The sequence below is a fragment of the Vibrio sp. A2-1 genome, from assembly GCF_021728355.1.
GTDB classification, from domain to species: Bacteria; Pseudomonadota; Gammaproteobacteria; order Enterobacterales; family Vibrionaceae; genus Vibrio; species Vibrio splendidus_K.
The window spans coordinates 691,260-704,563 of sequence record NZ_JAKKCO010000001.1 but is presented as its reverse complement, the minus strand read 5'-3'; the positions used below and the strand labels follow the sequence as shown (position 1 = coordinate 704,563).

Sequence of the window (13,304 nt, the reverse complement as noted above, 5' to 3'; positions counted from 1 at the left end):
GGAGGCAACATGAAAAGTTTACTGGCAGCAATAACCGTAGCGGTTCTTTCATTTAACGCTTCTGCTGGAATTGTAGTGATTGGTAACAATGCTGGCGTTGATTCTCTATCTAAATCTGACGTTAAAAAGTTATTCATGGGTAAGAAAAGCAAGCTATCGAATGGTACCAAAGCACAGATCATCGAGCTGGCTGATGGTTCTGAAGGTCGACTAGCCTTCCATGAGGTGGCGACGGGACGCAGCGAATCACAACTTCAATCAGCGTGGTCGCGACTTGTATTTACCGGTAAAGCTGAAGCGCCAATCCAGGTTGCAGACTACAACGAAGCAATCACAACGGTTGCTTCAAAAACCAACGCAATTGGTTATGTCGACGAAGCCGCTGTAACAGGTGACGTGAAAGTATTATTTAAATACTAAGCGTTGTTTGCTTACCAACATTAAAAAGCCCAAGGTTATTTGATTACCTTGGGCTTTTATTTAATGGTGATTGTTTAATTCTGGGTTAGAAAACGAAACTCAACATGATGGTGTAAAGGACGGCATCTTTATCATCAAAACCAGTAAGTGCATTGAAATCCTCAACAAAGGCACCGTTTGCTTTACGAGCCTCAAAATATTGCACTTCACCATTAATAGACACGTTAGGTAACACATCATAGTCAACGCCAATCAAGTAGCTGTTCCCCTCTAAGTGTTCATTGGAGTCAAATTGTGCGCCATAAACGACGTAAGGCGTGAATGACCCTAAGTGGTAACCAAGACTAGCGTACATGGATGAAGAGAAGTCGCTGATTTGCCCTTCACTGGCAAGTACAGCTTGACCAAATTCGTACTCAGCACCTAACGACCAAAGTTGGATGTGTTGGTTGTCTGCTGTTGGAAGTGAACCGATGTTTTTAATCTTTACGGTTTGGTCAAAATTGGAATCGAGGAATGACAAATTCCAACGATAATCTTCTCCACTCAATTGTAGATTGGCACCAAACATTCGATTGGTTTCAAATTCAAGCTCAGTTGTCGAATTGAAGTCGACTTCATTGTTATCTTTAATTCCGAAAAACGGAGAGAGTAGTAGGGTAGCTTCATCGCTTACATCATGAGTCCAGCTCACTTTGATACCATTGAAGGCAGTGATACCTAATACGGCGTTATATACCTCTGTAGGGGGTCTCGCCGTCATATAGGCTTGGCCGACATAGTAGTATTCAGAGGCAAGGAACAGTGGCAGCCTTAAGCGTCCAACACTGACATCGAAGTCATTAAACTCGTAACCGACGTAAGCCCACTCTAATTGAGGGTCACTCCAATCATATTGGGGTGGTTTGACAACTTGCACAGAAGCTTTGAATGAGTTGTAGAAGTAGTCTAACTGAACCCCAAATGTGGTATCACAGTCGTAACAATTTTCATCGGTAAAACCGCGGTTGATGATTAATGGATTATCGTTATCTGAGGTTGCCCAAGAAGTAGAACCGAATCCGCTTAACGAAAAATTATCGGTAAGTTCAATAATCGCAAAAGCCGGAGAGGCAACTGAAGCACACAGTACTGACGTAATTATTCTTTTCATATTATTTCTCCGAACTTATAACGTAGAGAATGTTGGCATTTTGAGGAACCGAAGAGAGTGGGGAGTAACCAATACGGTTTGGTTTGTCATCAAGCCAGTCCACTAAGCTGTCGGTTGACGCCGTTTTGATTTCTCTTGGATAACGCGCTTTTCCTGAAAAAGATAAACCAGCCCAGTGTGCATTCATTTGAGCGGCATTTTTTCCAAGCAAAAGCTGATAAAAGTCCTCTCTTTCGGCACTGTTCTCAGGCCAATCAGACAGTTCAACACGTTTGCCATTGAGGCGTTTAGTTTTCCCTCTATAGAGCTTTCGCGCTTTGTTTATTGATATCTCTTCAAATCCGGAGTCTAAAGAAAATATGGCATAATCTTCAGCGGCGTGAGCAGGGCTGAGAAGAAGCAAGCTTCCTAATAGCCCTACCGCGACTGGCAACATGACTCTGCGGGGAAGTGTTTTTATTGTTCTAATCCAATCCATGGGTATCTCCTAACAAGTCGCACTTTCTATTTGATGGAATAGCTTTTCTTTTCTTACGGGCTTCGCTACATATCCATCCATGCCTGAATCAAAGCACTTTTGAATATCATCGTCGATAACACTGGCGGTTAACGCGATGATAGGAGTTTTGCTTAAGCCTAGGTTTTTCTCATGCTCTCTGATCTCTTTGGTCGCAGTGAAGCCGTCCATAACGGGCATCATGCAATCCATTAAAATAATGTCGAAGCTACTGTCGTTTTGGTACATGTCGACGGCGATTTGTCCGTTGTCGGCGATTTCAAACGCGTAGCCCGCCTTTGTTAACATCACAGAAGCGACTTTTTGGTTAACTCGATTGTCTTCGACGAGCAGTATTCTTTCAGATTTACTCGGAACCGTGTTTTGTACTCTTTCTTCTGGCAATGTTCGCTTAGCCGCAGCATTAAGAATCGGTGTTACGGTCGTGGGTTTTTTCGTAGATTTAGTTTTGTAGGCAGCAGGAAGTGGCATCGCTTCAACGGCGGCAAGTACTTTTTCTTTTAGCATTTCAAATTTGAAAGGCTTTGGTACATAGTCATCCATACCTACGTCGAAACACTTTTGAATATCATCATCAATCACACTGGCGGTTAAGGCGATGATAGGGATACGACGCGTGGCATTGGTCTCTTTTTCAACGCGTCGAATGTTGCTTGTCGCTTCAAAGCCATCCATGATGGGCATCATACAGTCCATCAGTATCACTGCGTAATGAGGATTTGCGGTGAACATGTCCACAGCTTCCTGACCATTATTAGCGAACTCGAATTCAAAACCACTTTTACCGACATGAAGCCCAGCAATTTTTTGGTTGATCTTGTTGTCTTCGACGATGAGTATCTTATGTTGGATCTCTAGAGGTTGTTGGCTTGCCTCTGAAAGCTCAGCTAAACCCTGCGTATCACAGAGCTCAATAGCTTTAATTAAACGTAAGCCGAGTAGGGGTTGTGCGACTTGTGCAGTAACACTGTCGCCAAGATCCGCAGGCTCACTTAAGAAAGAACGTATCAAACAGATAGTGATGCCATTCTGGTGCAGCTTAGCTAAGTTATCTGCGTGGGTATTAGCTAGGAATGCATCATCTTCAGCGAAAACGACAGTAATCGGTTTATTGTGTTTCTGAGTCGCGAGTTGTTCGGTCATCGCGGAAGTGTTATTCATTCGCTGAGTTACCTTTAAGCCATAAAGGTTAAGGTCGCATTCTATTCGTGTAGAAAGCATGCTCTCGTTACCCAAAATATAAATGTCAGCGGTTGCCGTGCTTGGTTTAGGTAGCATGATGTCAACGGGTAATTCTAAGTCGAAGTAGAAACAGCTGCCTTTCCCCTTAACTGAATCGAGCTGAATCTGGCCACCCATCAGTTCGACCAACTGTGTACTGATGGCGAGGCCAAGACCAGTACCGCCAAACTGACGTGTAGTTGAGTCATCTTCTTGAGCAAAGGGCTCGAATATTTGTTTCTGTTGTTGCTTGCCGATACCAATACCTGTGTCGCGAACGGCAAATCGAATGGTGATATTATCGTCAGATTGTTTGAGTGTTTGGATTGATAATGTGACGCCACCTTCTGCCGTGAACTTCACTGCATTCGACATAAAGTTCATTAGGATCTGTCTTAAGCGGTGATCGTCGATCATCACGCGTGCAGGTGTGTCTGGGCTGATATCAACGTTAACCGATATTTTTTGCTCTTTCGCTTTTGGCGCAACAATAGAGGCTATGTCGTATATCGATTCTCTAATCGACGCCGAGTGCGGGCTGATTAACAGCATGCCAGATTCAATCTTCGAGAAGTCTAAGATATCGTTGATCAAGCTCAGTAGCAGTTGGGATGAAGTTTCAATCGTATCCACATAATCACGCTGTGTGGGTGTGAGTGGGGTATCTGCAAGAATCTCGGAAATACCAATAACGCCATTGAGTGGGGTACGAATTTCATGAGACATATTGGCTAAGAAGCTGCTTTTCGCTTTGCTAGCTTGTATTGCATGATCTTTCGCTTCTTCAGCGTCTTCTTTGGCTCGCTCAGCGTCTTCTTTCGCTATCGTAAGCCTGTCTTTTGCAAGTTCTCGCTCGATGGTCAACCGTTCAACTTGCTGAGCAAATAGGCTGAGTTCGTCTTTGCCTTGAATCAGCTTATCCAAAGAAGGTCGAGTTTCATCATTTTCGCTTTTCAAGAAAGCTAACACCAAATTCAGATTGTTGGTGACTTGTCGTGCCAAGCTTAGGGTTAATCCCATTACAATGGTCGCGAGCAAAGCAACGATGGAGATAAACAGTGTTCGTTGGATTTGCGCTTCATAGATGGCTTGCTCAACTTCCTGTTGGAACTCTTGCTTGATAACATTACCGAGGCTTTGCAATAAGCTGAGTCGAGCACTCATAGCCTCTAATCCGACTGAAATCTCTTGTGGCGTCAGTTGGCTGATTGCGTTTAGGTCGAGTAGGGCGCTGCGGATCTCTTGGCTTTGAGCAAATACATCGTTTCTAAACACTTCAACCATCAATGACACTTGATGTTCGTTGGCATTCAATGACACAAAGCGTTCTAGGAACAGTTGTTGTCTTTCACTCAGAGTTTCGATCTGTTCAGCGAGTTCTGGATCGTATTCTTGGCTATTTTGGAATATCTCAATCAATGAGGTACCCAGTTTAAATTCTTCATTTGACCAAAACATCAGCCATTCAAGCTGTTGTAACGCGGTGAGGTGCTGTTGAATTTCACGCTTGGTGTTTTCGAAAGGGACTTTTTCTATCTCAAGGAGCAACTGTTTGTACAAATCACTCTGCCATTCAAGTGCATCCAATTTATCGTAACTATCAGTCGCTTCCATCGTTGATAGAGTCGCTTCGCTGAAGTCTGCAACCAATTGGTTCATTTCATCAGAGGTGTTTAAAAATATAGCTGGAGAAAGCGTTTTTAGTTCTGCCTTTACTTGGCTGCTTTGTGTCGCGAATTCTTCAGGGCTAGAAGCCAGAGTGCTCCGATATAAGACCGAAATATCTTGAAGATACACAGATAACTGATTGGTTCGTTCAAAATCGGTTAACTGAGTCGTTAAAATATACGCTTGTCTGCCTGCTAGAAAGAGCAGTAGTGAAATGGGAAGTAGAACTAAGCCAAAGAGTTTATGTTTGACTGAAAGGTTATTCCAGACCGTAATCGCCATATAAGGATCCATCCAACTGTTTTTATATAAAAACAGTAGAATAAAAATGCGGATATGGAAACCTTGAAACGGTAAATTTAATGGAAGTGTGGGAGGGGTATAAGTTCTTGTGATTCCACAGCTTATTTTGAAATATCTTCTCTTACTAGCAACTTATAGCGATTGTCAGTCGGTTTAATTTTTATGCTTATTGATGAATAGCTTATAAAGCGAGTTAATGAGGACGCTTTTTATCGAGACTTAGTTCAAACAGAAGTTGCTCTAACACCGTTTTTGCAGAGGGCTCTAACGCCCAAATACCAAGCATTCTATTCAGTGCAGCGCGGTACACTCTGTTTTTGAGTAGGAAAGCGAGCGTACTCGTATCGTTGCTCAAAACATGTGTTTGTACGACGGTTAGCTCAGCTTTGTTCTCGATATCGATTTTCTGAAGGTTGAAAGCAGGGAGAAAGGCACACTCATACCAAACCTCAACGATCTCTCGAAGTTCGATTTCCTCTTCAGGAACATCGCAGTCCTGAAGTTGATGGTTTTCAGGAATTGCGGATAAGTAAGCTACATCAAGCTTGTCTGCAACGAATGTGTACATTTGCTTCCTTGTTATCGGTGATTTTAGAGCGAATCATCTCTCTCACTTATGTTTTTGTCAATTACATCCATTTATCGAACGAGTAATCTGTGAGTAAGCATCGCTGTGTTTAACTTAAACTGTTTAAGTATTTGTCTGTTAAGCCAAAATATTTAAGATTCCCGTCAGGCTCTAGAACCAAACTCATATTGGAAGTGGCGATCAAACCGGGATCATTGGTTGAAAAAATGACTGTTTTGTTCAACAACTTATCGCTGAACAACCGGTTAAAATACTGCGCGTTTTCATTTTCAGCCCCATTAAAGGGTTCATCAATGATGATCAGAGATTGCTCACAGTTGCCTAAACCAAGCGCCAAACGCAGCTTTTGCTGAATACCATTGGGAAGGCCTTTGCATTTATCGACACTCAATTGCGTTGCCAATCCTTCTGGTAGCCATTCGTCTAGTTCGAAGAAGCTCACCATTTCCTGCATTTTCTCTTTCGGAATCAACCCATTGTGCAAAATGAAGTTGGTCTCTAAAGAGCCTTCGAAAATGTGCAGATTGAAAGGGATGTAATTGATCGATGTGCGGTAGCGATAGCTGTTGAACTGCTTAATGTTATAACCATCGACAGATACGGCACCCTGATAACGATCTTCTAAGCCAGCAATAATAGAGATGAGTGTTGTTTTCCCACAGCCAGTAGGGCCGCAAATAACGACTTTTGCACTAGGAGGCACCTTGAAACCAAGGTTGGTTAAGCCTGTTGCTGCGCCTGTGTAACGGTGGCTCACACCACTGCCCACAATGCTACCTTGGAACAGGCGAATAGGCGGGCTTTTTTCTAAAGTCAGCTTGTCGTCATTCATCGACATCAAATTGTTTATCTGTGCTGATGAAGCCTTAATCGACTGGAATTTAGAAATTGAGTTGTAGATACCCATGATCGGACCTAACGCCTTCCAAACCAATATCACTGTCGCGAGCATCGCACCAGCATCAGAAGTCCCTTCCATTACTCCGATTACTGCGGTCACGATACTTGCAGTACCAATCACCTGAATCAAACTGCCGCCAGCAGCCTGAATCTTACTGTTAGTCACGGCAACTTTCTCGGCATCACTGGTGCTTTGCATATGTGAAGCACTGAAACGAGATTGAACGACACGAAGTAAAGGAAGGCCTTGGATAGTTTTGATACCACGAAGGATTTCATTCCATTGATACGAGACCATCGCATTGGCGCGCGAGCTTTTGGATGTGGCTTGCGAGTAGATATAGCGAGAATACACACAGAACACCAACATCAAGATTAAGCCACCCATCACTACAAGCGCTGCCGTACCCGACATAAGGGCAATGGCGATGATAAATACAATTACAAACGGCATATCAAAATAGCTAAGCGTTGATTCTGCGGTCACTAAGCGTCGGAAGGTGTCGATATCTTTCAAACGAGCCAACTGAGACGAAACCCCAGCGGTTGATGTCATCGCGTAGGGCAGCCATAGAAGTTTCGATATTACGGCTTGTGAGATGTGCACCGCGAGATCTTTACCGGAAGTCGCAATAATGTTGACGCGCATTTTCTTAAAAAAGTATTCAGAGAAGCCCACAATGATGGCAAATAAAGTTAGCCAATAGAGTGTTGCTTGAGAACTCGAAGTAAGCGCGAAGTTATAGACACTCATAATAAAGAAGGGCTGTAACGCGCCCAGTATACTGATGACGAAACTCAGTATGATCAAGCTTTTAAGTTCGTTGTTATAACGATAGAAAGCGTATTTTATCCAATTGCTTCTGTCTTGCGATTCCGGCGGTGGTTCGCGGAATAGACGAGAATATTCGCTAATCGAAATCAGCAAACAGGGCTTTTTACACATTGGGTATTCAATGGTGTTGTTGTTCGTGTAATCAAACAGGAGTAACTTTCCATCTTTAGTACCTAAGAAAATGGCACTAAGGTTCTCTATCTCAATAAAGCATGGGTGAGGGTACTGATCGATATTCTCGAGAGTTTTTAGCTTGGTCACATCACAGCGGTATCCAAGACGCTCTATAGTCGCAGTAAAACTGTCGCTGTCTTTTTGTTTAGGAATAAAAGCGTCACTGAGAATAGACGGCGTGCCTTCCCATTCCAGTGCTATCAGGGTGTAAGCTAAGCCACGAATCAGCGGTGACTGACTGTAGCGTTCATCATAACCACTTGCTTCAAAATCCAACACCCGCTGCGGAACATTGTTGAAGTCAACTAGGATGCTCATTGATCACCTCCGGTAAGTTTTACGCGTTTGAGGCGGTGGTTTAGTTTGTCCATCTTATTACTGGCGATGATTAGGATTTTGTCATTGGCACGATAGGCGGTACTGGTGAGCACCACTCGTGCAAATTCCTCATCATAGACACAATCGATATCATCAAATATCAATACACGCTTACTGGCGAGCAGGGCGCGAACCAATAATAAGGCGTAACCTACTTGGCGTGAGAATGGATTGCGCATGTGGCCTTTGAGTTCTGTGTAAAAACCAGCAGGAAGCCCATCGATTTGTGCCTTGATGTTCATGGTCTCGCACAGTGCAAACGCCGTATTATTCAAACTTGGTCGGAAGCAGGTTAGGTTATCAATAATGGTTCCTTCCACGAACGAGCTTGTTTTATCGACCATCAGCACGCTGTTACGCCATACGTTGTAGTTCAAGTCATCCAGAGGCGTGTCATTAATCATGATATCCAGTTTGTTATCGCTATTCTGCCGCGTAATACAGTTGGCGAGATGGGTCTTGCCTGTGCCACTTTTCCCTGTCAGTAAATAAGCTTGTCCGAGTTCAAATTCAATACGCTGATTTTCAGAATATTTAACAGAAATACGTTCTACTTCCGTTGTCTCATGTTGATGTTCAACAGACGCGGCCAGTTCAAGAAGCTCGGCGATACGCTGTATGTGAAGCTTGTTCAATTCCCAACGGCTCGCGGTACGCATCACTTGTTGGTAGGGCGCAAAGTAACGGTTGGTCAGCATGATTATTGCGGCCATTATGCCTTGACTTGACTCCATATTGATCACGGCTGTTGCCAATACCACAACAACACAAGCAATTGAGAGTTGTTGGATGAGCGCTAAGATCAAGCCAAAATTCGATTCAATCTGTTCGTATTTGATGTTTTCAACTTCACGTTCCTCGACCATTTGTGTCATCAGGCTTTCAACGCGGTATTCCATGTTTCGCGCTTTGATATCCAGCGGGCTTGAAATGATTTCAATGATTTTGGACGTCGTTAAGCCCTCTATATCGGACTTGTTCTGTAAGCTGCCAATCTTTTGTTTAGAAAGGCTCCAAGCGAAAATAGCTAAAATGAGCGAGGCAATCAGAAGCGTCACGCCAGCCCATATGTTGATGAGGCCAATAATAAGGATGGTTATTACGCTGACGGCAAGGTTGATCAGCGCTCGAACCGACTCGCCACCAAAGAAGGTTTTCAGCTCAGGAATGGTTGAGATCCGTTCTAGGTATTCCCCCGGTTCTAAACGGCGGAATTTGGAGATCTCAGCCAAACAGATGGATTGGAAGACCTTGTTGGTTAAGTTGGTCTCAAACTGCCTCATGATGACGGAAGATATCTTTTCCTCCTGATTTTTTAAGTGATAGTCGAGGAAGATGGAAATCAAGATAATCGCGAATAATAAGAACAGAGTATCCTGTGCTTGGTTGGGTAATACTCGGTCGAAAATGATCAGAATAGAGAAGGGCAGTACCAAGCCAAATAGAGTGGAAATTATCGTAGAGAAAGTCAGATAACACTTATCTGCCATATTGATTTTTTGAGAAAACTGCTCAGTTTGCATTGCGACCTCCTGTTTTCAACGACTCAGTTGAGAGAAGGTGTTTAGGCACTAATTCTTGATTGTTTCGTCCTTCGATATCACTCATCAATTGCATGATGCTCTCTATTGATTGAAGTGAGAGTATGCCCTTAATTTGCTCAAGCTTGATGGTCTCGATGATGTAGTCGTATCTTGCGCTTTCGTAGTCTCTTAAAGCACTGAACAGTTTACTTTCCGCCGCGAGTAGATCGGTGATGGTACGGGTACCTAACTGGTATGCCCTTTGGATCCCTTTATAAGACGCGTAGTTGGCACGAATGATGTTTTCATAACTGCTTATAGACTGTGAGAAATCGTTAATGTTGAGCACTGAGGTATTCACGCTGTTACGTGTGGTGTAAAGCGAGTCTTGGTAAAGTAGCTCGGTACGTTCAATGGCCGTCGATGATTTCTGATAACCGTAGTAATCAGAGCCACCGGACAAGATAGGTACAGCGAGGTTTAAGCCAACACTGGTTGAGTTACTTTCACCTGTCGCAGTGAGATCGGTTGTATCGTAGTTATTGGCGTCATCGTGACGATAGCTGGCTGAAAGCGACACGGTAGGCAAGAAGTTGGAACCGCTCTCTTTTAAGCTTCTGCGGCTTCTCTCGACGTTTTTCTTTGCCACCAACAAGTCGTTATTGAGCTTTAAGGCTTGATCCATGATCGTGCGCTGTTCGGTTTCATTTATTTCCTTTAACGGAACACTTTCATATATATCTTGCGATGGAGTGATAGGGTACTGAATCTGAACAGACAGCCCGTTAAGAATGACACGACGATCTTTCTGCAAGGTTCTTAATCGGTTCGAGACGCCTTCTTTCTGAGCAATCACTTCGTATAGTTCACTGGCGGCTGTATTACCTAACTCTACATTGCGTCGCATTTGATGTTCACGGGTTTCAGACGATTTAAGCTCAACCTTGGTCGCTTTAATTTGGGCGTTGTTTTTCAAATACTCAAAGTATTGAGAGCCGATTTCCGAAATGGTGCTTTGGATTTTGTTCTCGTGTTTAATCTCTTCGATATTGAAATCGAGCTTTGCTGTCCCGTATTTGAAAATGTCTCCAAGGTTGAATATGGATTGGGACAACGAAAGACTGTAACTGTTTGAGTTATAGCTTGAGGTTTCATCAGGCACACTTGATAACAAGGTTTCATTCTCATTCCATGTCGTGTCGGCAGCGCCATTAAGCGAAGGAAGAAACTTAGATCGGCTGATCCCAATGTTGTATTCGTTTTCTTCCACACCTTTATCACTGGCGCGAAGAGACAGGCTGTTTTGTAGGCCGAGTTCGACCGCCTCAAGCAGGGTCGTCGCCGATGCTGAAGGTGTCGTGCTTAAAGCAAGCGCAGCCATGATGCTGCTAGTTAAGTTTCTGAACCGCCACATACTTGTTGATCACCTTGATGATTTGGTCGCTTTTGTAAGGTTTGCTGATCACGTAATCCATTCCGGCTTCAATACAAGCCTGGTGTTCGTTACTGCTGGTCAATGCGGTTGCCCCTATGATGGTACAAGGGTTTTTCTCGTTTTCTTGTTCAAATTGGCGGATGCGTTTTGTCGCTTCAATGCCGCCCATGCCTGGCATGATGCAATCCATGAAAATGATGTCAGAACGTTTATTCATGAAGTGCTCCACTGCGTCAGCACCATCGCCAACCGTGTCTGGTTCATACTCTTGTTTAGTAAGAATTCGCTTAAGTAAGATCTGCTGAACTCGGTCATCCTCTACGATAAGGAATGAGCTATTCTCCATCTGCTCTTCTGATGCTTCCGCTTCCATAATGGTGAGCAAGTTAGGAATAAACTCATAAGGAATCGCAGGGGAGTTAATAATTTTGTCGACGAAGCTATGACACTCTTGTGCTTGCTGAGTGTTGGTTACTGACAGCAACAACTTGGTATTGGGATGATTTTTAAGTTGAGATTTCACCGTTTTACTCAGTGACGGCAGTTTGTTGGGTTCAAAGGTATCGGTTAGCATGATGGCATCGTACTCACCAAAGGTTTTCGCCGCTGAAAATAACTCATTGGCAGTGCGAATTTCAGTAATATCAAGCCCCAAGTTGCTGAGCATTTTCTTCATCACATCAATGCGAACTTGAGTATTGGCGCAAAGTAGTAAACGCTTGCCGTCGAAGCGAGTTTTCTCTGTGTGGAAATTTTTGGCCTTGAGATCAAGCTCAATCTGAAAACGTTCCTGTGTACCCGATTGGAACCAATGACTTTCGTAGTACCCGTAATCTTTTAAAACGCTTTTCGCTAAGTCGTCGGTGTTTGCGGTATGGTGTTTATGAGTGCTCCAATGAAGCTTATTGAGCTTGGCTACTGAGACATCTAACGTTGAAAGGAAGTTTAGGTTGATGGTGACACGGGTATTTTCCATATCAGAAGCTGCGCCAGACTCTATCGTCACGAACAACTTCTTGTTTGATTTAAGCTGGATGGCATTCGAAAGCTGCAGGAACAATATCCAGAACAAGCTGGTGGACTGGCCCTCAACACGATTCGGCAAATTATCAGAGATAAAGCAGTCTAGTTCGCCTTCATTTCGTTGAATTTTGGCGCTGATATGAATCATCAATTCCGATAATACGTTGAGCAGTGAAAATTCTTTCGACTTGCTTTCCGTACCCTGTGAAATCAATCGATTATAGTTTTCTGCTAGCTCAGATAGGGTGCTACATGCAGAGGTAATGTCCTTCGCCATCAACACGCCGTTTTCATCGGTTTCTTGAACGAGATACTGGACACCACCGTTAATCGTATTGGTGATTCCGCGAATCTCATAGCCGATGAGTGCATACAACTGTTTGTAGAGATCGTTATTGCGCTTTTGGTCTTCCAGTTTACTGAAGATCAGTTTTAGATGGGAGTAGATCTGACGCTGTTTGGGATTGATACTCACTTCATTAAGAAGCTCTTCAAGCCTTTGTAAATCTAACTGTTTTAGTTCTTGATACAGTGCATCGAACTCGTAGTCGATTTCGCGTTCGTTAGAGCTGGATTTTTTCAGCTTCAACATGGCGACTGCGTTAGATAGAACCGTTATCACGGCCAGTATTACGACCACCATAAACAACCAAACAAAGAACTCGTTTTTCTCAGACATCAAATCGCTCGCATGGTTGTTAAACATGGTGCGGTAGTTGTCATCCATCTGTAGATAGTTGTTGGTCAGTGATAGATATAAATCGAGTACATCGGTACGTGCTTTAGCGCTATCGGAGAAGCGGTTAATCGCTAATTCCAGTTGCGTGTATTCAGTTGCTCCAACCAAACTGAACTCAGTTTTGTTCAAAGAGGCTAAAGATCGAAATTCATCTATTTCACGCTTCAAGTTAACTAGATTGAATTCGTTAGTACCACAAGTGTCGGTACTTAAGCACTGCTGCAGAGTTTGAATATCTTGTTCGATGGTCTGATTAAGCTTCTGAGCTTGTATGAGCAGTGGGGCACTTTGCACTTGCGCTACTGAATCTACTTTTGACCAAGAAAAGTATAAATAGAAAGCGAGCGCAGCCAGTACGATGCTAAACAATATGCTCAGTCGTAGGGCGGGTACAGAAATATTGTATGAAGGTTTTCCGCTCATTGA

General features: G+C 43.5%; 9 protein-coding genes. 1 reads left to right on the top strand and 8 read right to left on the bottom strand.

Going from position 1 to position 13,304, the window contains the following annotated elements; genetic code table 11:
* The first annotated feature begins 9 nt into the window (after positions 1-9).
* On the top strand, positions 10-420 hold the full coding sequence (locus tag L3V33_RS02960) for a substrate-binding domain-containing protein (protein ID WP_237288940.1): 411 nt from the start codon (positions 10-12) through the stop codon (positions 418-420).
* Positions 421-505: 85 nt separating this feature from the next.
* Here the strand turns inward: L3V33_RS02960 and L3V33_RS02955 are convergent, their stop codons facing one another.
* From L3V33_RS02955 to L3V33_RS02920, 8 genes are all read right to left on the bottom strand, one after another.
* Entirely contained in the window at positions 506-1,573 is a 1,068-nt protein-coding gene (locus L3V33_RS02955) for a sulfate ABC transporter permease (protein WP_146453759.1), read from the bottom strand.
* 1 nt (position 1,574) lies between these two features.
* Positions 1,575-2,051 (bottom strand): hypothetical protein, encoded by a 477-nt coding sequence (locus L3V33_RS02950; RefSeq protein ID WP_017080103.1) that lies wholly within the window; start codon positions 2,049-2,051, stop codon positions 1,575-1,577.
* A 9-nt stretch (positions 2,052-2,060) separates the two neighbouring features.
* Positions 2,061-5,261: a response regulator gene (locus L3V33_RS02945; protein ID WP_237288939.1), complete on the bottom strand. Its 3,201-nt coding sequence runs from the start codon at positions 5,259-5,261 to the stop codon at positions 2,061-2,063.
* 214 nt (positions 5,262-5,475) lie between these two features.
* A complete protein-coding gene (locus L3V33_RS02940; RefSeq protein WP_114635421.1) occupies positions 5,476-5,850 on the bottom strand; it encodes a hypothetical protein in 375 nt (124 codons plus the stop codon).
* A 109-nt stretch (positions 5,851-5,959) separates the two neighbouring features.
* The gene (locus L3V33_RS02935) at positions 5,960-8,098 is read right to left on the bottom strand and encodes an ATP-binding cassette domain-containing protein (protein WP_237288937.1); all 2,139 of its coding nucleotides are present in this window, start codon (positions 8,096-8,098) and stop codon (positions 5,960-5,962) included.
* Positions 8,095-9,681: an ABC transporter transmembrane domain-containing protein gene (locus L3V33_RS02930; RefSeq protein ID WP_237288935.1), complete on the bottom strand. Its 1,587-nt coding sequence runs from the start codon at positions 9,679-9,681 to the stop codon at positions 8,095-8,097. The genes L3V33_RS02935 and L3V33_RS02930 overlap by 4 nt, the downstream gene beginning before the upstream one ends.
* Positions 9,671-11,095, bottom strand: a complete 1,425-nt coding sequence (locus tag L3V33_RS02925; RefSeq protein WP_237288934.1) for a TolC family protein — start codon at positions 11,093-11,095, stop codon at positions 9,671-9,673. Before L3V33_RS02925 ends, L3V33_RS02930 begins: the two co-directional genes overlap by 11 nt.
* A complete protein-coding gene (locus L3V33_RS02920) occupies positions 11,070-13,301 on the bottom strand; it encodes a response regulator (RefSeq protein WP_237288933.1) in 2,232 nt (743 codons plus the stop codon). The genes L3V33_RS02925 and L3V33_RS02920 overlap by 26 nt, the downstream gene beginning before the upstream one ends.
* Positions 13,302-13,304 lie beyond the last annotated feature (3 nt).